Source organism: Bacteroides helcogenes P 36-108, from assembly GCF_000186225.1.
Taxonomy (GTDB): Bacteria; Bacteroidota; Bacteroidia; order Bacteroidales; family Bacteroidaceae; genus Bacteroides; species Bacteroides helcogenes.
The window spans coordinates 1,798,119-1,818,984 of the sequence record NC_014933.1 but is presented as its reverse complement, the minus strand read 5'-3'; the positions used below and the strand labels follow the sequence as shown (position 1 = coordinate 1,818,984).

Here is a 20,866-nt window from a genome sequence, read left to right as displayed (position 1 = left end):
TAAATAGTAAAATCGTAAATAACATTATGAGTACAAAAAACACTTCCCGCTTCATGCCGCTTATTATCGCAATCAGCGTAGTGGCGGGTATTCTTATCGGAACGTTTTATGCCAGACACTTCGCCGGCAACCGGCTGGGCATCATCAATGGTTCATCCAACAAACTGAATGCATTGCTGCGCATCATTGATGACCAGTATGTAGATACAGTCAATATGACTGATTTAGTAGAAAAGGCCATGCCACAAATTTTGGCGGAACTCGACCCTCACTCTACATATATTCCGGCACAGAAATTAGAAGAGGTCAACTCCGAGCTTGAAGGCAGTTTCAGCGGTATAGGCATTCAGTTCACCATCCAAGAAGATACGATACATGTAAATAGTGTCATCCCCGGCGGTCCTTCCGAGAAAGTAGGCCTGATGGCAGGTGATCGCATTGTAATGGTCAATGACAGCCTGTTCACGGGCAAAGGGCTGACAAATGAAAAAGCTATGCGCAACTTGAAAGGGCCGAAAGGCAGTCAGGTAAAGTTAAGTATCAAACGCTCTACAGAAAAAAAACTGCTTGATTTCACCATTACACGCGGTGACATCCCTCAGAACTCCATCGATGCCGCTTACATGCTGGATAATAATTTCGGCTATATCCAAATCAGTAAGTTCGGACGCACGACCCATGTAGAATTGCTGAATGCTATCGCCCAACTGAGCCATGAAAAATGTAAAGGGCTTATTATTGACTTACGCGACAATACCGGTGGCTATATGGAGGCTGCAACACGTATGGTCAACGAATTCCTTCCTGAAGGAAAACTGATCGTCTATACACATGGCCGCAAATATCCGCGTATGGAAGAATACGCCAATGGAACAGGCAGTTGCCAAAAGATGCCATTAGTAGTATTGGTTAATGAAGGCTCTGCTTCTGCCAGTGAAATTTTTGCCGGAGCCATTCAAGACAATGACCGTGGAACCATCATAGGGCGTCGTTCTTTCGGGAAAGGACTTGTGCAGCAACCGATTGATTTCAGTGACGGCTCTGCCATCCGCCTCACTATTGCCCGCTACTATACTCCATCAGGCCGTTGCATCCAGCGCCCATACGAAAACGGAAAAGACAGTAAATATGAAATGGACTGGATCACACGCTATGAACATGGAGAGTTCTTCTCCAAAGACAGCATCAAATTGGATGAAAAACTACGTTATTCAACCAGATTGGGACGCCCTGTCTATGGCGGTGGCGGTATCATGCCGGACATATTCGTACCACAAGATACAACCGGCGTAACTTCCTATCTGATAGAAGTCAGCAATAAGGGATTGGTATTGCAATTCAGCTTCCAATATACAGACCGCAATCGTGAAAAACTGAGTGAATTCCAGAATGAAGAAGACTTATTAAAATATCTCCGCCGTCAAGGAATTGTAGAACAATTTGTACGCTTTGCCGATTCAAAGGATGTAAAGAGACGCAACCTGCTGATCAATAAGTCATATAAGTTACTGGAAAAAAACCTTTATGGTTACATCATTTACAATATATTGGGCAGAGAAAAGTATATCCGTTATATCAACCAAAGTGACATAACCGTCAAGAAAGCATTAGAAATCCTGGAAAGAGAAGAAGCATTTCCCAAAGCACCGGAAGGACAACCTTTAAAGGAGGAAAAGAAAAATGATGGAAAGAAAAAAAGAACTGCGCAAGCAGATAGCTTTGCTGAAGATCCGACACATATCTTCCGCTACGCATCTCTCGCAGTCTGCTGATATACTTGCTGCCCTTGAAGCCCACCAGCTTTTTAGAGCAGCAAAAACAGTATTGCTCTACTATTCTCTCTGCGATGAAGTAGATACGCATGAATTCGTACAAAAGTGGAGCAAGTCAAAACAGATACTTCTCCCCGTAGTTACAGGTGACGACTTGGAACTACGGGTATATACCGGACAGGATGATTTGTCTACCGGAACTTATGGCATTGAAGAACCTACCGGAGAGATATTCACCGATTATGCCACCATTGATTTTATAGTTGTACCGGGAGTAGCTTTCGATCTGAACGGAAATCGTCTGGGACGAGGAAAAGGTTACTATGACAGACTTTTGCCTCGCATCCCTTCAGCCTACAAAATAGGTATCTGTTTTCCCTTTCAGGTTGTAGAAGAGATTCCTGCGGAACCTTTCGATATCTGTATGGATGAAATCATAACACAGTAATGAAAACAAACTATCACACTCATACTACCCGTTGCATGCATGCTACCGGGAGCAACGAAGACTATGTACTCAGTGCTATTAAAGGCGGTTTTCAAATTCTCGGTTTTTCTGACCACACTCCTTGGAAGTATCATTCTGACTATATAGCCGATATGAGGATGCTTCCCACTGAACTTCCCGGTTATATAGAGAGCCTGCAAGCACTCCGTGAGAAATATCACAGTCAAATTGATATCAGGATAGGACTGGAATGTGAATACTTCCCCGATTATATTTTCTGGCTGAAAGAACAAATAAAGAAATATCAGTTAGATTATATCATCCTTGGCAACCACTACTACCACACCGACGAAAAGTTTCCCTACTTCGGACGTCACACCAACAGTCACGACATGCTTGACCTTTATGAAGAAAGTGCCATTGGCGGTATGGAGAGCGGATTGTACTGTTGCCTTGCCCACCCTGACCTTTTCATGCGTTCATTCCCAAAATGGGATCACCATTGCACTACCATCAGCCGCCACATTTGCCGTACTGCCGCACGACTTAATATTCCGTTGGAGTACAATATCGGACGTTGGTATCTTGGCGAGGAGGGTGATACGGCAACCTATCCCGCCCCGGAATTTTGGAAGATTGCCGCTAACGAAGGCTGTACCGCTATCATTGGACTGGACGCCCATGATAATAAGGACTTAGAAGATTCCGCTTATTATGACCGCGCCCTTCGGATATTAAAAGAGCTGAGAATTAAAACTACGGATACGTTGATAATGCTACGATAAATAAAATCGTCTTTACAGGAAGGTGCATCAAAACCCTTTTAGTATTTTCTTTTAGTTCTATCGGAAAATGATATTAGTAATAACCTGAGCCCCTACATGCCGGTTCAGATTTCGTACCAGCAGTTCCCGTCCCATCATCAGTTCCTGACGAAGGGCGGCAGAAGTAAGATGTACATAAAGCACCTGATTTTTAATATAAATCTCGCGGGTATAAGATGCAATGGTCGTCCCCAATACCTCCGGCCATGCACTTATAAGCCTTCGTTCATTCAACGGGGACTCTAAACTTTCTTGTCTAAGGAAATTTCGGATAAGTGCTCCTATCTGTTCCGCATTATTACGCTTCATACTTCATCCTCCATGCCTGAAACAATCCCCTGATCCACACGAAACATTTTATAATCGCTGCCTACCTTATGCAGAATGCAGTCCAAATGTTCACGATTAGTATCGGTTATAAAAATCTGTCCGAAGTTATCACCCGCCACCAGTTTGATAATTTGCTCTACGCGCGAAGCATCCAGTTTATCAAAGATATCGTCAAGCAACAATAATGGCACGGTTGTCCCTGTACGCTTCAGAAAATCAAACTGAGCCAATTTCAGGGCTACAAGATAAGTTTTGTTCTGCCCTTGCGAGCCCTCCCTTTTTATAGGAAAATCTCCCAAAAGCATATTCAGTTCATCTTTATGCACACCACGTAGAGAATACCCCATAATCTGGTCACGCATGCGACTTTCTTTCAAGACTTCCGATAGAGACGCATTGCGGGCATGAGAATCATATGTCAACCCCACCCGTTCCTTATCTTGAGATATAAAAGAGTAAAAAGACTGGAAGATAGGGATGAACTCTTGAATAAAAGCTTCCCTTTTACGAAAAACAACCTCACCGGCTTGAGCCATCATTTCCTCCCATATCAGGAAAAGCTCCTCCTCTACCAACTGCTCACTCTTCAACAACGTATTCCGCTGCACAAGCGCTTTGTTATAACGTATCAACGCATCCAGATACTCCTTATCATATTGTGAAATAACCACATCCATAAAACGGCGGCGTTCATCGCTGCCTCCGGCAATAAGTTCTGAATCTGCAGGAGACACCATCACCAATGGTAAAAAACCAATATGATCCGACAAACGTGTATATTCCTTTTTATTCCGCTTGAACTGTTTCTTCTGGCGTCGCTTCATACCACAGTAAATCTCTTCCGGTGTACCATCGGTTGATTCATACCCCCCCTGAATCACAAAGAAATCTGCATCATGGCAGATATTCTGAGAGTCAACAGGATTGCCTGCACTCTTGCAAAAAGACAAAAAATAAATAGCGTCAAGCAGATTGGTCTTGCCCATACCATTTTGCCCGAAAAAGCAATTCAGTTTGGCTGAAAAAGATAATTCAACCTGTTCTAAATTCTTATAATTAAGTATAGATATACGTTTCAGTATCATATAACAACGATGAGTTCGGTTACAAAAGTAGGAAGAATTTCGGGGTTTTCAGATGCAAAACAAAAAAAGATGCCACTAAATTTCGTTGATAGACATAAAAAAGTTACTTTTGCGGGTCGAAATATCTATTTAAGAATAATAATAAAAAGAATATATAAAAAATGGCAGAACAAAAACAAGCGAATGAGCCCTTGAACGTGGAAGACGCACTGACACAATCAGAGGCATTTTTCATTAAGAACAAAAAAGCAATCATCGGTGCTATTGTAGCAATAATCATCATCGTGGCCGGTGTAGTAATGTACAAGCATCTTTATGCCGAACCTCGTGAAGAAAAAGCACAGGCTGCTTTATTCAAAGGACAGGAATACTTTGAGGCTGACGCCTATGTCCAAGCATTGAACGGTGACAGTATCGGCTTTGCAGGATTTGCTAAAATAGCAGATGAATATAGTGGAACAAAAGCCGCCAATTTGGCCAAAGCCTATATGGGTATCTGTTATGCACACTTAGGCAAATACGATGAAGCCGTAAAAGCATTAGACAGTTTTAACGCCGATGACCAAATGGTAGCTCCTGCAATAAAAGGAGCTATGGGCAACTGCTACGCCCAATTAGGGCAATTAGACAAAGCTTCCTCCATATTGCTGAAAGCTGCAAATGAAGCAGACAACAATACCTTGAGCCCCATCTTCCTCTTGCAGGCTGGAGAAATTCTTGTCAAGCAAGGCAAGTATGACGATGCTATTCAGGCATACACCAGCATTAAGGATAAATACTTCCGTTCATATCAGGCTATGGACATCGACAAATACATCGAACAAGCCAAGCTATTGAAGAAGTAATATATCTTACTATAAGACATTTCTGGGCACGGCTTACACGAATGCCACGGATGCTTTTCCGTGAAGATCCGTGTAATCTGTGCCTTTTCTTTCCTTTTCCAGCTATCAATATTCATTAACTATAAATAATCAACTATAATGGCAACAGCTTATCATAACCTTTCAGACTATAACTTCAATTCCGTTCCCAATGCCGAAAAAATGAAATTTGGTATCGTTGTATCCGAATGGAATTTCAATATTACCGGTGCTCTTTTGGAAGGAGCATTGAATACATTAAAAAAACACGGAGCAAAAGAAGAAAATATTCTGGTAAAAACTGTACCCGGAAGTTTCGAACTGACTTTTGGTGTCAACCAGCTTATCGAATATAGTGAAGTAGATGCGGTAATTGCAATTGGTTGCGTTGTAAGAGGAGATACTCCACATTTTGACTATGTCTGCATGGGTGCTACCCAAGGCATTACTCAATTAAACGCAAGTGGCGATGTTCCAGTAATTTACGGATTAATTACGACCAATACAATGGAGCAAGCAGAAGACCGTGCCGGCGGCAAGCTGGGTAATAAAGGCGATGAATGTGCAATTACTGCAATAAAAATGATAGATTTTGCTTGGAGTTTACAAAAATAGTTGTACCTTTGCATCGCAATTGAGAAACAGAGATACTAAACCAAGTTTCTGAAAAGCAAAAGGGCAAATACCAGAGTGGCCAAATGGGGCAGACTGTAAATCTGCTGGCTTACGCCTTCGGTGGTTCGAATCCATCTTTGCCCACTAAAATTGCGGAAGTAGCTCAGTTGATAGAGCATTAGCCTTCCAAGCTGAGGGTCGCGGGTTTGAGCCCCGTCTTCCGCTCTTAAGAGAATCCTGAAAGTCGAGTATTTGATTTTCAGGATTTCTTTCTTTTAACACTATCTGATTCGAACGAATATAGGAGAATATAAACTCCCAGTACACCTATTTTTTTTTGGGGGGGGCGAGGAGATTATTGAAACTCTCTATCAGAAATTCAGTAAAAACAGAAAACAGATTTACTAAAAGTTCGCCGAAGATTTACTAAAAATCGAAAATCGCACTTTCTCTTGCCGACTAAAAAAGGTGATTAGTGATTTTATGATTGACAATACTTTATAAATCGCCAGTAATATAAGAACCTCATTTAAATTCATAAAGCCACAAAAAACATATAGCCACAAATTTTCCTCAGGAATTTCAGAACGCAAGCCTTTCTTTTGCGAAAAAAGAAGCTCAAATATCAAAAAACTCTTGCTTTTAGTTACCTTTGCGCAAAATTCCACAACAATAAATGAAAACAACCTTCAACATCCCCTCACGACAAAACGCTATGCGCGAAATGAGGGATTATCTGATGATTGCCTTAGGCATGATTCTGTATGGCATTGGATGGACAGTATTTCTGCTGCCCAACAACATCACCACCGGCGGAGTGCCGGGCATTGCCTCTATCGTATTCTTTGCTACAGGATTTCCTGTGCAATACACCTACTTCAGCATCAATGTCTTGTTGCTGTTACTTTCCATCTACATCATGGGATGGAAATTCAGCATCAAAACCATCTTCGCCGTATTTACGCTGACTTTCTTTTTATCTGTCATACAAAGACTGACAGCAGGTTTTCAGCTATTGCACAACCAGCCTTTCATGGCATGTGTCATTGGAGCCTCTTTCTGCGGAAGTGGCATCGGTGTGGCATTCTCATCAAACGGAAGCACAGGCGGCACAGATATTATCGCTGCCATTATCAATAAATACCGCGACATCACATTGGGCAGGGTAATGCTGATATGCGACCTCATCATCATTTCTTCCAGTTATTTTGTCCTTCAAGATTGGGAGAAAGTCGTATATGGCTATGTCACTCTCTACATCTGCAGCTTCGTGCTTGATCAGGTAGTCAACAGTGCACGCCAATCCGTACAGTTTTTTATCATTAGCGATAAATATGAAGAAATAGCCAAGCATATCCAAGTATATCCCCACCGGGGCGCAACGGTTATCAATGCTTCGGGATTCTACACCGGACACGAAGTAAAAATGCTGTTTATTCTTGCCAAAAAACGTGAATCAACCATTATTTTCCGGTTGATAAAAGACATAGATCCTAACGCTTTCGTTTCACAGAGCGCAGTCATCGGAGTCTATGGAGAAGGATTTGACAAAATCAAGGTAAAATAAACCGACCTTGACTCCACGTATAAGAGATAGGGCGACGGATAAACGGTTTCAGTTTTTCCGCCGCCTGTTTTTCCATATAATCGGAAGTGGTAAAAGTGAATGTCAACACAGAATCTACGGCAGAAAGATCTGCTTTCATCAATATCATATCAGCCTGGCGGCGCACATTCTGGTATTCATAGACATCAACTGAATCGGGAGTTGCGACAACGAAATCATCAATCACAGGCAAAGCTTGTAAATAAGATGAAGAAGGAAGTTCTTTCCAATCTGTCGTATAAAAATTGATATGGCTGTCACAGGCAGGAGCACAAACCGTAGAAACCGTACAAATCACTTTCGTGCTATCATTTACAGGCAGAAGCTTCATCTGCCAAGAACTCTGCTCCGTCATCTTCACACGAATATAGTCAGAAGAGAGTGCTTCCATCTCCGATTTACCACTAAAGTTATTGGTTACTTCCGCTTTCATCTTACTTTCCAGAAAATCAACAAAGTCTGCGCGATTTACAGAGGAAAGCAAAGGACTCAAAGAATCCGGCATGTTCACAAAACAAGTCTTGGCTTCCTGAGCCTGCAAAACCTGTATTCCGACAAAAAACAATAACAAAAGAATATTAAATTTCTTCATTGTGCTACTTTTCCTATTAACTATACACCCATCGAAAAATATCAAAGCCACGAGCAGACTTCCTCAAGGAAATATGCATCCGTGTCATCAAAATCATTCAAATTCTTACTATCAACATCAAGGATTCCCCATACACTTCCATTCTCATGTACCAAAGGCACTACTATCTCAGAACGGGATAATGTACTGCAAGCTATATGCCCTGGAAATAAATCCACATTTGGTATTATCAATGTCCGAACCTTTTCCCACGCAGTACCACAGACACCACGTCCCTTCCTGATTCGTGTACAAGCTATCGGCCCCTGAAAAGGTCCCAATACGAGTTCTTCACCTTTCACCAGATAAAATCCTACCCAGAAGAACCGGAAAGTCTCTTTCAATGCAGCCGCAATGTTAGCAAGATTAGCTATAAGGTCTTCTTCACCAATAATAAGGCTTCTCAGTTGAGGAAGCAAAACATTATATTTCTCCTCTTTACTGCCATTGTCTATATGTAAATCTTCTGCCATCGGTTTCTCATCTATCTTATAAAACATATAAATTTCGGGAATACAAATGCAACATTCCCTCCACCATGATGCAAATATGAGAATTAACAACGAGACTGCAAAAAAATGAAGATGAAATAACACAAAAAGGAAGAAGCAAGTCTCAACCTTTATCCTGTTATTTCATTTCTTTAAGCTCCAATTCTATATGTACAGTTGCCCCCGGACGTATAGTGCGTCCGGCAGACCATATCGCATAATTTTCCGAACCACTGCCATATTGAACAGCGAAAGTGAAGAATCTGTCTCTGTTTGATTTAAACCATTCATCATAAGAAAAGACAAAAGTAGCCATTCCATTAGAATCAGTTAATACGTATGCAGTAGGATCTGTCCGATTGTCTCTTTTATATGCTTCATATGTTTTTTCATCAAACATTCGGACAATCTCTCCGGACAAGCGTTCACCCGCAGCACTGACTACGGTAACCATGACTTTAGCATCATCCCTGTTGTCGTCATCATTGCTGCAAGATGTAAAACACAAACTTATAAGCATAAGTACAGGAAGAAAAGTTTTTTGTAAGTTCATAATAGTTTTTGTTTTGTTTAAATGAGGATAATAACAAAATACGCCGGTGATTGTTCAAAGATTATCAAATGCCGACAATGATTCCCTTGAAGCGATACCAGCCAAGGAATCACGAAAAACACGACTGTTACCAAAGTCGCACAAGAAGGAAAAAAGCTTTTGTCCTACAACAGCCCTTTCATCGCCCTTTCCTCTTGCCTGATGCGTATGGTGAGCAAACAAGCATATACAGGTAACCCGACAAATAATGTGTACCAGGAATTACAAAGCAAAGCAACTCCGATAAGTTCGGGTATAATGTTCAAGTAATAATTGGGATGTCGCACTATCCTAAAAAGGAAACTCTTTTCTATCCGTTGTCCAGGAAGTATATAGAGTTTTACAGTCCATATATCACGTAATTTATAAATAACATAAAACAGCATGATATAAGCAAATCCCATTACGAAAATGCCACATATCGAGAAAACATTGAATTGGGTTCCTGAGACATACGCTTCATAGAGAGCTGAAAAATAATAAGCGATGTGTGCCAATGTCAGTAACAGTGAATTAAACTTACCGTATTGCACAGCTCCATTCTTCAGAATCTGTTTTTCGTTGCAAATAGAATAGAATAAAGATAATAGTCTAAGTATAAAAAAAACAACAAATGTAAAAATAATGTTCTGCATTGTTTCCTAATTATTTTTTGGGGGCAAAGATATATTTTCTATTCTTTATTTCAAAATCATGGAGAAATATCTGTATCAGTTAGGAGAGTCCAATAAGTATAAGTCCATACACCTATCTGCTTCCCAAATACAAGAACAACATACCTATCAATACTAAGATAAGGTCAACCGCCTTGCTTTTTAAATTCTTCTCACGAAAGAACAACGCACCGAAAAGGAAAGAAACAATCACACTGCCACGACGAACCATTGAGACGATGGAAATCATGGAATCTTGGTAACTGAGTGCATAGAAATAGGCAAAATCTGCCGAACAAAGGAAAACTGATATGCAGATGATAGTCCAGTTCCAGTGAAACGGAGTGCTTTCCTTGCGCTTGGGATACCACAGAAGCAAAATGATGGGACACATGATAAATACCTGATAGACATTATACCAGGATTGCACCAGCATCGGATTAAGCTGCTTCATAAGATACTTGTCATACAATCCGCTGACAGCACCCGTTATAGCAGCAAAAACAATGAACAGAATCCATTTGTCATGTTTAAAATCTATACCTTCTTTTTTGCCAGAACGACTCAACATAAAGAAAGAAAGTACAGCAAGCATGACACCCATCCATTGGTACAGATTCAGTCGTTCGCCAAACATCAACATGGCGCCTACAAGTACCATCACAGGACGCGTAGCATTGATAGGTCCCACAATAGTCAGCGGTAAATGCTTCATACCGAAATAACCGAATATCCAAGAAGAAAGGACGATAAAAGATTTGATGATAATGTATTTATGTACCTCCCATCCCACCACGGGAACTTCCAGCATCGTCCCTCTTAAAGCAGAAGGCACAAATGCCGAAATCAGAATAAACGGAAGAAATATAAGGCTTGAGAATATCGTATTGAGAAATAATACCGGAAGCACAGCATTATCCCGAAGCGACCGTTTCTTAAAAGCATCATAAAAACCCAGCAAGGCAGCCGAGAGAAAGGCAAGCAGTAACCACATCTTCTTGAATTATGAATTTTGAATCATGAACAGAACACTGTTAACTATAAACCATCAACTAATAAAAATCTCCTCCGGATAAGAAACATCTACCAGAAATAATGCATTGCCGGGTACAGAAGTTCCTGCCTGACAACGGTCCTGCTGCTCAATGACACGGCGGAATCCTTCCACGGTAAGTTTTCCCCGGCCAACCTCAAGCAATGTACCCACAATGGCACGTACCATATTTCTCAAAAAACGGTCGGCCTTGATTGTGAAAACCCATGTAACCTCATCCTGCTGCGTCCAGACAGCGTGCATAATCTTGCAATTATTGGTTTTTACATCTGTATGCAATTTGCTGAAACTTGTGAAGTCCGTATAATCGTACAAGGTCTGCGCAGCCTCATTCATCCGTTCAAAATCCGGAGTCTGGAAAAGCCGACAACGATACCAACGGTCAAAAGGAATTTTGGCTGTGGTGACATAATACTTATACATACGTGTCGTCGCATCAAAACGGGCATGTGCATCGGACTTCACCGCCCGCAAACGATACACTGAAATATCAGGAGGAAGTAGCCTGTTCAGTTTATCAACCATAAAAGCAGCATCCAAAGGAGCGGCGCTGTCAAAATGTGCGACCATAAGAGAGGCATGTACTCCGGCATCTGTACGCCCTGCCCCTACAACTTCCACATCACAACGCAGTAAAGTAGCAAGTGCCTTCATCAAACACTCTTGCACACTTTCTCCGTTGGGCTGAATCTGCCAACCGTGATAGGCCGTACCATCGTAAGCTAAATAAATGAAATATCGTTGCACGTTCTTTTATCTTTCGTGCCACAAAGGTACAAAAAAGACATAGAAAGATTCATTAAAAAGTGTATCTTTGCTCCGTTTTATAAAATAAGAAAAAGAAAAATCCACGAATATGCACTATAAATGCCCTATCATTCCCGTCTTCCTGATTATCGGAATAGCACTGTCAATCAACCTCTGCGGATGCAAAAAGAAAGACATGTCTTTGAAGCTGAACGAACCTCGCAACATCAAAGGGGTAATCAGCTACAAACGCTCTTTCGGAGATTTGAACGATATCCATTTAAATGTGGCACAAACTATCGGCATCTGTCCTCTTGCCTCACGCGAAGAAGCGGAGAAAATGAAAGAGAAACTTCGCCTGATTGAAACAAGCGATCTATATGCGGTCGATTCACTGACGCACTCCATCCCTTACCTGATTCCCGGAGCAGCAGCACTCTTAGATACTATCGGCGGTAACTTCCTTGATTCACTGACTGCAAAAGGATTGAATCCCAATAAAATAGTAGTGACTTCTGTATTGCGTACACAGGATGACGTAAAACGTTTGCGTCGCCGCAATGGAAATGCCTCCGAGAATTCCGCGCATTTTTATGGAACCACATTCGATGTAAGCTGGAAACGTTTCCAAAAGATAGAAGACAGAGACGGGCGCCCTTTGCAAAACGTCAGCGCAGACACCCTGAAACTCGTGCTCTCGGAAGTGTTGCGCGATTTGAGGAAAGCTGACAGGTGCTATATAAAATATGAATTGAAGCAGGGTTGCTTCCATATCACTACAAGAAGATAGAAACAGCCTATCATCCTTCCAACATCCGCCACGCCATCGGCAAAGCATTCACTATATCTCCGGCAGTCATTGCGGTTGTGCCTTGTTTCTTACAAGCGATATCTCCGGCAAGCCCATGCACATAAGTTCCCAGCCGGACAGCTATTTCCGTTTCATATCCTTGCGCCAGCAAAGCAAGTAAAACTCCGGTCAACACATCACCACTGCCACCCGTTGCCATTCCCGGATTTCCGGTTATATTAAACCAACATTTGCCTGACGGAGAAATAATGGCAGAATAAGCACCTTTCAATATAATATACACACCGGCAGTCTTCGCCAGTTCACGTGCTTTCATCAAACGATCATAAGAATTCTGACACTTACCCACCAAACGTTCCAGTTCTTTGGAGTGTGGCGTGAGAATGCTTCCCTTGGGCAGACGTCCTATATAACTGCGCTTTTCTCCTAAAATATTCAAGGCATCCGCATCCACCACCATCGGTGTCTGGCAAAGATCTATCTGCTCCAGTAAAGCAGATTCCGTTTCCACCGCCCTCCCCAATCCTGGACCGATTCCCACAGCCTGATAATCGTCCGTATCGGCAGGAGCAGTAAAACAAGTGTCGCTGATGTCCAATTCCGTCTTAGCTTCGGGTACAGAGGTCTGCACTATAAAATTATTGCAGAACGGCACATGCACAGTCAGTAAACCTACCCCGGAACGCAGGCAAGCCCTTGCCGCAAGTACAGAAGCTCCCGCCATCCCCTGCGAACCGGCTATCAGCAAAGCACTGCCAAAATCCCCTTTGTGTGCAAACCTTGCACGAAGCTTTACCAGATATGGCATATCTTCATTTTCCAGCAGATGATAGTCGGTATCTGTCTGTTCGATCGCATCTTCACTGATCCCTATATCCAAGAGTTGCCACTCACCTACAAAAGATTGGTTTTCGGCGAAAAAGAATGCCAGCTTCGGAAATTGCAGGCTCAATGTCAGACTGGCACGGATGATGCCGGACTGTACATTATAGGTATTATCCTCTCCCATCAGCCCCGATGGTACATCAATAGCCACTACCGTAGCCGCCGAAGCGTTGATATATTTCACCACTGCCGCAAAGCCACCTTTTAACGGTTTATTCAATCCGCTTCCGAACAAGCCGTCAATCACTACGTGGTTTTCGGTCAACACTGGAGGCACAAACTGCGTGGTCACCACATGAAAATCCACATCCGGCACTTTTGCCAGCCGTTCCATATTCGCTTGACAGTCGGGAGAGAGGTTGCCACTTGTATTAAACAAATAGGCCGTCACTTTAATATAGCCTCGCTGCATCAGCAAACGTGCCAACGCCAAAGCATCACCACCGTTGTTTCCGGGGCCGGCAAAAAGGGTAAAAGGAGTTGCCTTATCCTCCCAACGTTTAGTAATAGCATCAGCCAGGGCAACAGCCGCACGTTCCATCAGGGCAATGGATGCAACCGGTTCATTCTCTATGATATAAGCGTCCAGTTGCTTGATGCTTGCAGTAGGAAATATCTTCATTAATGAATCTTCTTTTAATTTGCAAAGCAAAGGTAGAGCGAATTGTTAGAAAAAGCAAAAGAAAGGGCGATGAAAAGAAAAAGATCATCTTCTTTTCACTACCCTTTTTCCTGTAACATGGCAAAGACTACTTACCCCTGCCCGGCTTTCTTTGAGGTTGCATGCTCCGGTACTTCTCATACTGCTCATCAGTCAGGATTTTCTTGATTTTGGCATCCATCTTAGTCCGCTTCTTTTCCATTTCTTCACGTGAGGATCTTTCCCCTGATTCATTCTTGCCCGGCTTCATTTCTTCCATGGCAGCCTCGAACTTTTTTATTTGCTTATCGTTCAAGCCCAAATCAGAAACCATCTGCTCGATACGTTTCGACATATCAGGATGATCGCTCTTACCTTCTTGTGCCATACATGCCGCAGAACCAATCATCAAGGTAGCGGTCAAAATCATTAATTGCTTTTTCATCGTTTCAATAAATTAAGTTTGTTATAAAAGCTCTATTATTAAGACGGCCGTACTCACGAAACGTTTACTCACCAATCAGGAGTAATCTGCCAAGAGGCACTTTTTGACGATAAACGAGCAATTTCCTTTTGTGCATCTGATTTTCGTAATGATGGGGATTGTTCAACATGATATATGGAGCACCTCAGTCAGAAACTTGGAGGCATTCAGTCAGGGACTTTACTGTCATTTTAGGCTAAAGATAGGGATAATACTGTTTGAATGCTCTTATCTCCCCTTCATTCCGTTAGCAGCATGCACCTTCTGCAGAGATCCTTCTCTGACTTGCTCTACCAGCCGATAGTTACCGACTTCCACACTTCCTTTCACCAATTCGGGGATATTATAGGAATACATGCACTTATCATAAAAGTCTCCCGACTTCTGCGGCAGCACAAAAGGCTTATGTATCCTTCCGTCCGCATCTACGTATGCCAGGTAGAGGCGAGTATAAAGTCCATCTCCCCTACGACTACTGAAAACTACCCAACGGCTATTGCTGCTCCAGCTATGGTAACTCTCCACACTCTCACTGTTCGCTTCATCCAAAGCATGCTTTTCATGCCGTTTTAAATCAATCATCCACAGGTCGGCATCCTGATGCCAAATGGAAAAATTACCATAGGCTGCCTTTGTGAACATCAGATAGTTCCCGTCAGGAGAGACACGGGGAAAAGAGACACTACCACCCTCTTTCTCCGCATTATAGAGCGTATCCACCTTTTCTCCGAAAGAACGGCTGTCCGCATCAAAAGCTATACTGCACAGGCTATATCTCACCTTATCATACTCATTGGGCATGATTCGTAATTTTGCCGTACAGAAATAAAGCCTCTTTCCGTCAGGAGAGAATGTGGGAAAGGTCTCGAACACCTCTTTATCAAACAGTTGAGGTGCTGTAATCAACTCGTTTTTCAAGACATCATACACTACCACATCCGATTGCCTGTCCAACACTTCCACCCTGTTGGGATTGTGTGTGTGGAACAATTGTTTTGTGTCATTCACAGAGAAAGTTATGAACTTTCCACTCGGATGCCAATAAGGATAAACCAAAGAAGAAATTGTTTGGTCTGTCTTTGTGTCTATTTTCGTAATTTTTCCATTATTCACAAGAATGGTTCCCGCATGTTTGGAACGCACATGAAACAACATTTTATCCGGATTTTGCTGGCAGAATGAATGACAGTTCATACAATTCCCCTCAGTCTGGCTGTTCCTTATCAAGCAGGTTTCTTCAAAAGACTCCAGATTACGTTGATAAATGCCCATCGCATCCCACATTTCATACCCCGGTGGAATGAGACGATAAACCAAGAATGGATCAATGATTTCGGCAGCCACACGTATCATAAACGGACGATAGGCCTTCCATTTTCCATCGACCAGCACGCAATGTTTCACGGTAATGTCTTTTCCCTTCGCCACCCTAAGCAGATGTTTCCAAGCACCCATGGAGGGTATCATGCCTCCCGCCTCACTCAATGCCGTCAACCGGTGCTCTCCACAGGCAAGTATCACGGCTTCCTTTCCGTCATCGGCAGAGGTATAAAAGTTAAGGGGAGCAATGTTGCAAGGCACTACCACCCCGACGCAAGTTTCTTCCAACGGTGATTTTTCCAGAGATTGCACCTCAACTTTGACCATCGGCCCGCATGCTCCCCAAAACAGCAGCACACAGCAAGCAAACAGATATTGAACAATAAGCTTCATTATTTTACGAACATTAAGTAAAACCAAAAAGAATCGCCGAAAGATTGAGCCATCTGATCCTTTTGATTGAAACTGTTTTTTGTCTGATAATATAAATTACGAAAACGATCATAGTCGGTAGTGACCTGCGATGACAGCCCAAAACTTTTCCAGCGTTCTCCATTGTCCGGATAAGCCACAAGTACAGCTTGCTGAAAAACAGCAGGCAGAACCGGTAATGCTTCCGTACCATAATAAGTATCCAGAAAACGAACAAAACCTGCCATATCCTTAGTCAATAGCAAAGAAATTCCCAGATAAGCAGCAGCCTTGGTATTCTGCGGATTAGCCTCCAATACCGCTTCCAAATCAGCTCTCCATCCCCGCCACATAGAAAAGTTATTTTGTTGACGGTAACTGCGGCGTTTGTCACCTAACTCCTTATCCGCCTCCACAGCTTTGTCATCATAAAGGAACTGACGATAATACAGCGCCCACTTTTTATAAGTCAATGATTTTCCGATAAGAGCCAAATATTTTCCGGCTACCCGGTAGTGCCCCTGTATCAGATTAGTCTTAGTCAGACGCATCAATGTCTGTATGCCATACTGACCGGGAAGAGCTGTTTGTGCCTCAAAAGCCTGGTGCTGAGACTCAGCTATGCAACCCACCGTGTATTGCACATCACTCAGGAGCATTCTCACGGCTCCTGTATTATTTTCTGCAACGAGCAGTGAAGCTGCACCATACGGACGATACTTGAAAGCTGAATCCACCAGTACTCCCTTTTCGGCCAAAGCTCGGTTCAGGTAATTCATATACAGCAGGTTACTGATCTTCTGTGACGGAGGAAACATCTTAATGATGCCATCCCAGTCTTCCATAAATGAGTAATGATTCAACTGCCATAATGTCTGATTTTTCTGATTACGGAAAAGTGGCTCATAGTGATAGAACAGACTTCCGTTCAACAGCCAAATCATACCCAAGAATCCATAGCGCCAATAGTTTCTCCACCGCGAGGTACAGTCATGTAAATTACACCCCACCACAAGCAGCAACACTATTGAAACCGTCGCAAGCCAATGATACAACGGCATTTCCAATTGCCGGCTATAATAAAATTCTGGAGAAACAGAGATGTATAAAGAATCTGAAAGCCCCTTATAAGCTACCATGCCTGCAAAAAGCATGCAGATAAGTAATGGAAGCGTAGCATAAGGCCAAGTCTTCCTCGAAAAGAAAAGGACAGTTCCCGAAAGCACATACACCGTCACAGCCGACCCCAGAAGCCAAAACACAGGCAAAATCAACAGACTGAACAATGCAATTTTCAGTTTCATTCGTCCTATCATATCCACCCACGCAAGGACTGACAATGCCAACAGCGTACTCACACTTCCCTGCCACGAATAATAATAATCTAATTGCGAAAACAGAAGGCAGGCCGCAGGAACCGCAGTTAACGGAACAAACACTTCCGCAAGCCCTTTCCTGCACAACAGGATGTACATGACAACACCTAAAGCCAGTGCCGGAAGAATAAAAATCAAACTGCCGACATGAGGCAGTGCAAAAGACTGAAGCCCCCACGCACTCAGCCACCCGCCAAAACCACCAACCGTACAGAAAGAATGAAAAAAAGACTCCGCATCCAGCACAAACAAACTGTCATGCTCCAATTGGCACAATTGATAAGGTATCAGCGTATCTACATACCAGAAACAAAGTATGCACGACAAAATGCCCAAACAAAAATTTATGATTTTCATAATATATTTTACCGGCTTTTGGGGACAAAGATACTAAAACTCTTTATCATCCCCTTTTTAAAGCCCATTTAAATTCCTGTTCCCGTACGAATTCGGAATTTATTCTTACTTTTGTATCCATTATCATAATTAATCAAAATGAATACACCGAAACATCCTCAGGGTCTCTACCTCATTTTCGCCACCAGCACGGCAGAACGATTCAGCTACTACGGTATGCGCGCCATCTTCATCCTGTTCTTAACCCAGGCACTTTTGTTCGACAAAGAGCATGCAGCCTCCATCTACGGCAGCTATACCGGACTGGTCTATCTCACACCACTTATCGGTGGATATATAGCCGACAAATACTGGGGTATCCGCCGTTCCGTATTCTGGGGAGCAATGATGATGGCAGTAGGCCAATTTCTGATGTTTGCCAGTGCCTCGATGCTGAATGCCGTCCAGTTATCCCATTGGCTGATGTATGGCGGGCTGACCTTCCTTATATTGGGCAACGGATGTTTTAAACCGACGGTTTCTTCATTGGTAGGACAACTCTACAAGCCCGGAGACAGACGCTTAGACTCAGCCTATACCATTTTCTATATGGGCGTCAATGTAGGCTCTTTCCTCGCTCCGTTAGTTTGCGGCTATTTCGGAGAAACGGGCAATCCCAATGATTTTAAATGGGGATTCCTCATTGCAGGAATAGTCACCATTCTTACCATCATATTGTTTGAGACTCAGAAAAACAAATATCTCATCGGTCCCGACGGACAGCCACTCGGCATCATCCCGGATTCAAAAAAAGGACAGCCGCAAGCAGCCAAAGCTGCCGGACAAACCGGAACCGAGAAAAATGGGCAGAAACGCAATTATCTGATTTTAGCCCTGCTTTCCGTAGCATTGGCATTTTTCTTCTATCGGTGCTTTGGCAACGACTGGATCAGTATCGGCATCTTTACTGCCTGCATCGTATTCCCCGTCAGCATCCTGCTGCAAGGTTCGCTCACCAAGATTGAACGCAGCCGCATCTTTGTCATCTATATCATTGCCTTCTTCGTGATTTTCTTCTGGGCAGCTTACGAACAGGCAGGTGCTTCACTGACGCTTTTTGCTTCGGAACAGACAGACCGCGTCATCCTGGGCTGGGAAATGCCGGCATCATGGATTCAATCTTTCAACCCATTCTTCGTAGTAATATTGGCCGCCATCATGCCGGGGGTATGGAGCGCACTGGGCAAGCGCAATATGGAGCCCGCTTCTCCCACCAAGCAAGCCATCGGCCTGTTACTGCTTTCACTGGGTTATCTGGTCATCTGCTTCGGCGTTAAAGATGTACAACCGGGCATAAAAGTAAGCCTCATCTGGCTGACAGGACTCTATTTCATCCACACAATAGGAGAAATCTGCCTCTCCCCTATCGGACTGTCCATGGTAAACAAGTTGACACCGATCCGTTTTGCTTCCCTGATGATGGGCATATGGTATCTTTCTACCGCTACAGCCAATAAATTTGCCGGTACGCTGAGTGGACTTTATCCCGAAACCGGAAAAGTGAAGACATTGCTTGGCTGCCGCATTGAAACGATGTATGACTTCTTCATGGTATTCGTTCTCATGTCGGCCACGGCATCACTTATCCTCTTTCTTCTCTCAAAGAAATTGCAGAAGATGATGCATGGAGTAGAATAAAAATTGTATTTTTGCGCCAACTTTCTAAAATAAACTCCATCTATGGATACCATACAGATTAAAGACAAAATGTTCACAGTCTCCATCAAGGAGCAGGACATACTGAAAGAAGTAACCCGTGTAGCGAACGAAATCAATCGTGATTTGGCAGGAAAGAATCCATTGTTTCTCAGCGTCTTGAACGGTTCGTTCATGTTTACTGCCGATTTGCTGAAACGTATCACGATTCCTTGTGAAATCTCGTTCGTCAAACTGGCATCCTATCAAGGGGTATCCTCCACCGGAGTCATCAAAGAAGTAATCGGCATCAATGAAGACCTTACAGACCGTACAGTAGTCATCGTGGAAGACATTGTAGATACGGGACTTACCATGCAGCGTCTGCTGGAAACTCTGGGTACACGCAGTCCCAAGGAAATTCATATCGCTTCTTTGTTGGTGAAACCCGAAAAGTTGAAAGTTGATCTGGACATTGAATATGTCGCCATGAACATTCCCAATGACTTTATCGTTGGTTACGGATTGGATTATGACGGATTCGGGCGTAACTATCCGGACATCTATACAGTAGTGGAATAATTATAAATAAATCACAAATAAATAGGTAAAGCAAATGTTGAATATTGTAATTTTCGGTGCTCCCGGCTCAGGCAAAGGAACACAAAGTGAGAAGATTGTAGAAAAGTACGGAATCAACCACATTTCTACCGGAGACGTACTCCGTGCTGAGATGAAGAATGGTACTGAATTGGGCAAGACTGCCAAAGGCTATATCGACCAGGGTCAATTGATTCCCGATGAACTGATGATTGAGATTCTGGCAAACGTATTCGACAGTTTCCAAGACAGCAAAGGCGTTATTTTCGACGGTTTCCCCAGAACTATCGCCCAAGCCGAAGCATTGAAGAAGATGTTGGCTGAACGCGGACAGGAAGTCAGCGTAATGCTTGACCTTGATGTACCCGAAGAAGAACTGATGAAACGCCTCATCAAACGCGGACAAGAATCCGGACGTGCAGACGACAACGAAGAGACAATCAAGAAGCGCCTTGTCGTTTACCACTCTCAGACAGCTCCGCTGATTGGATGGTACAAGAGCGAAGATCTGTATGCACATATCAACGGACTTGGAAAGCTGGAAGATATCACAGCAGAAGTTTGCAATGCAATAGATAAAGTAAAATAAAAAGTAAT

The 20,866-nt window shown here is 43.0% G+C and carries 22 protein-coding genes and 2 tRNA genes; 12 read left to right on the top strand and 12 right to left on the bottom strand.

Going from position 1 to position 20,866, the window contains the following annotated elements; genetic code table 11:
• Positions 1-26 precede the first annotated feature (26 nt).
• From BACHE_RS07255 to BACHE_RS07245, 3 genes are read left to right on the top strand one after another with little or no spacing between them, the layout of a single operon-like run.
• Positions 27-1,772, top strand: coding sequence for a S41 family peptidase (locus BACHE_RS07255; protein ID WP_013547044.1), 1,746 nt, complete (start codon positions 27-29; stop codon positions 1,770-1,772).
• Positions 1,684-2,220, top strand: a complete 537-nt coding sequence (locus BACHE_RS07250; RefSeq protein ID WP_013547043.1) for a 5-formyltetrahydrofolate cyclo-ligase — start codon at positions 1,684-1,686, stop codon at positions 2,218-2,220. Before BACHE_RS07255 ends, BACHE_RS07250 begins: the two co-directional genes overlap by 89 nt.
• Positions 2,220-3,005, top strand: a complete 786-nt coding sequence (locus BACHE_RS07245; protein ID WP_013547042.1) for a histidinol-phosphatase — start codon at positions 2,220-2,222, stop codon at positions 3,003-3,005. Before BACHE_RS07250 ends, BACHE_RS07245 begins: the two co-directional genes overlap by 1 nt.
• A gap of 57 nt (positions 3,006-3,062) precedes the next feature.
• Here the strand turns inward: BACHE_RS07245 and BACHE_RS07240 are convergent, their stop codons facing one another.
• Together BACHE_RS07240 and recF are read right to left on the bottom strand one after the other, a co-directional pair.
• The gene (locus BACHE_RS07240) at positions 3,063-3,353 is read right to left on the bottom strand and encodes a DciA family protein (protein WP_013547041.1); all 291 of its coding nucleotides are present in this window, start codon (positions 3,351-3,353) and stop codon (positions 3,063-3,065) included.
• Positions 3,350-4,459, bottom strand: a complete 1,110-nt coding sequence (gene recF / locus BACHE_RS07235) for a DNA replication/repair protein RecF (protein ID WP_013547040.1) — start codon at positions 4,457-4,459, stop codon at positions 3,350-3,352. The genes BACHE_RS07240 and recF overlap by 4 nt, the downstream gene beginning before the upstream one ends.
• 161 nt (positions 4,460-4,620) lie before the next feature.
• On the opposite strand from recF, the gene BACHE_RS07230 reads away from it, so the two are divergent.
• From BACHE_RS07230 to BACHE_RS07210, 5 genes are all read left to right on the top strand, one after another.
• Entirely contained in the window at positions 4,621-5,304 is a 684-nt protein-coding gene (locus BACHE_RS07230) for a tetratricopeptide repeat protein (RefSeq protein WP_013547039.1), read from the top strand.
• Between the two features lie 138 nt (positions 5,305-5,442).
• Positions 5,443-5,937, top strand: a complete 495-nt coding sequence (gene ribH / locus BACHE_RS07225; protein WP_013547038.1) for a 6,7-dimethyl-8-ribityllumazine synthase — start codon at positions 5,443-5,445, stop codon at positions 5,935-5,937.
• Positions 5,938-5,998: 61 nt separating this feature from the next.
• A tRNA-Tyr gene (locus BACHE_RS07220) sits at positions 5,999-6,081 on the top strand.
• An 8-nt stretch (positions 6,082-6,089) separates the two neighbouring features.
• A tRNA-Gly gene (locus BACHE_RS07215) sits at positions 6,090-6,162 on the top strand.
• Positions 6,163-6,613: 451 nt separating this feature from the next.
• Positions 6,614-7,504 carry a YitT family protein gene (locus tag BACHE_RS07210; RefSeq protein WP_013547037.1) on the top strand — a complete coding sequence of 297 codons (891 nt, stop codon included), beginning with the start codon at positions 6,614-6,616 and terminating at the stop codon, positions 7,502-7,504.
• Here the strand turns inward: BACHE_RS07210 and BACHE_RS07205 are convergent.
• The 6 genes from BACHE_RS07205 to truA form a co-directional block, all read right to left on the bottom strand.
• The gene (locus BACHE_RS07205) at positions 7,491-8,135 is read right to left on the bottom strand and encodes a DUF3256 family protein (RefSeq protein ID WP_013547036.1); all 645 of its coding nucleotides are present in this window, start codon (positions 8,133-8,135) and stop codon (positions 7,491-7,493) included. The genes BACHE_RS07210 and BACHE_RS07205 overlap by 14 nt on opposite strands.
• A gap of 41 nt (positions 8,136-8,176) precedes the next feature.
• A complete protein-coding gene (locus BACHE_RS07200; RefSeq protein ID WP_041579247.1) occupies positions 8,177-8,647 on the bottom strand; it encodes a GAF domain-containing protein in 471 nt (156 codons plus the stop codon).
• 157 nt (positions 8,648-8,804) lie between these two features.
• Positions 8,805-9,218, bottom strand: a complete 414-nt coding sequence (locus BACHE_RS07195; RefSeq protein ID WP_013547034.1) for a hypothetical protein — start codon at positions 9,216-9,218, stop codon at positions 8,805-8,807.
• Between the two features lie 164 nt (positions 9,219-9,382).
• Positions 9,383-9,892 carry an isoprenylcysteine carboxyl methyltransferase family protein gene (locus BACHE_RS07190; protein ID WP_013547033.1) on the bottom strand — a complete coding sequence of 170 codons (510 nt, stop codon included), beginning with the start codon at positions 9,890-9,892 and terminating at the stop codon, positions 9,383-9,385.
• A 112-nt stretch (positions 9,893-10,004) separates the two neighbouring features.
• Positions 10,005-10,904 (bottom strand): DMT family transporter, encoded by a 900-nt coding sequence (locus tag BACHE_RS07185; protein WP_013547032.1) that lies wholly within the window; start codon positions 10,902-10,904, stop codon positions 10,005-10,007.
• Positions 10,905-10,958: 54 nt separating this feature from the next.
• Entirely contained in the window at positions 10,959-11,711 is a 753-nt protein-coding gene (gene truA, locus BACHE_RS07180; RefSeq protein WP_013547031.1) for a tRNA pseudouridine(38-40) synthase TruA, read from the bottom strand.
• 109 nt (positions 11,712-11,820) lie between these two features.
• Between truA and BACHE_RS07175 the strand changes: the two genes are divergently transcribed.
• Positions 11,821-12,501 (top strand): DUF5715 family protein, encoded by a 681-nt coding sequence (locus tag BACHE_RS07175; protein ID WP_013547030.1) that lies wholly within the window; start codon positions 11,821-11,823, stop codon positions 12,499-12,501.
• Positions 12,502-12,511: 10 nt separating this feature from the next.
• Here the strand turns inward: BACHE_RS07175 and BACHE_RS07170 are convergent, their stop codons facing one another.
• From BACHE_RS07170 to BACHE_RS07155, 4 genes are all read right to left on the bottom strand, one after another.
• A complete protein-coding gene (locus BACHE_RS07170) occupies positions 12,512-14,029 on the bottom strand; it encodes an NAD(P)H-hydrate dehydratase (RefSeq protein ID WP_013547029.1) in 1,518 nt (505 codons plus the stop codon).
• Between the two features lie 127 nt (positions 14,030-14,156).
• Positions 14,157-14,492 (bottom strand): hypothetical protein, encoded by a 336-nt coding sequence (locus BACHE_RS07165; RefSeq protein ID WP_013547028.1) that lies wholly within the window; start codon positions 14,490-14,492, stop codon positions 14,157-14,159.
• Between the two features lie 267 nt (positions 14,493-14,759).
• Positions 14,760-16,244 (bottom strand): TolB family protein, encoded by a 1,485-nt coding sequence (locus tag BACHE_RS07160; protein ID WP_013547027.1) that lies wholly within the window; start codon positions 16,242-16,244, stop codon positions 14,760-14,762.
• On the bottom strand, positions 16,244-17,995 hold the full coding sequence (locus BACHE_RS07155) for a DUF6057 family protein (protein ID WP_013547026.1): 1,752 nt from the start codon (positions 17,993-17,995) through the stop codon (positions 16,244-16,246). The genes BACHE_RS07160 and BACHE_RS07155 overlap by 1 nt, the downstream gene beginning before the upstream one ends.
• 138 nt (positions 17,996-18,133) lie before the next feature.
• Here BACHE_RS07155 and BACHE_RS07150 point away from each other — a divergent pair, with 138 nt between their 5' ends.
• From BACHE_RS07150 to BACHE_RS07140, 3 genes are read left to right on the top strand one after another with little or no spacing between them, the layout of a single operon-like run.
• The gene (locus BACHE_RS07150; protein ID WP_013547025.1) at positions 18,134-19,672 is read left to right on the top strand and encodes a peptide MFS transporter; all 1,539 of its coding nucleotides are present in this window, start codon (positions 18,134-18,136) and stop codon (positions 19,670-19,672) included.
• 42 nt (positions 19,673-19,714) lie between these two features.
• Positions 19,715-20,251, top strand: a complete 537-nt coding sequence (hpt, locus tag BACHE_RS07145) for a hypoxanthine phosphoribosyltransferase (protein ID WP_013547024.1) — start codon at positions 19,715-19,717, stop codon at positions 20,249-20,251.
• A 34-nt stretch (positions 20,252-20,285) separates the two neighbouring features.
• Positions 20,286-20,858, top strand: coding sequence for an adenylate kinase (locus BACHE_RS07140; protein WP_013547023.1), 573 nt, complete (start codon positions 20,286-20,288; stop codon positions 20,856-20,858).
• Positions 20,859-20,866: the final 8 nt, after the last annotated feature.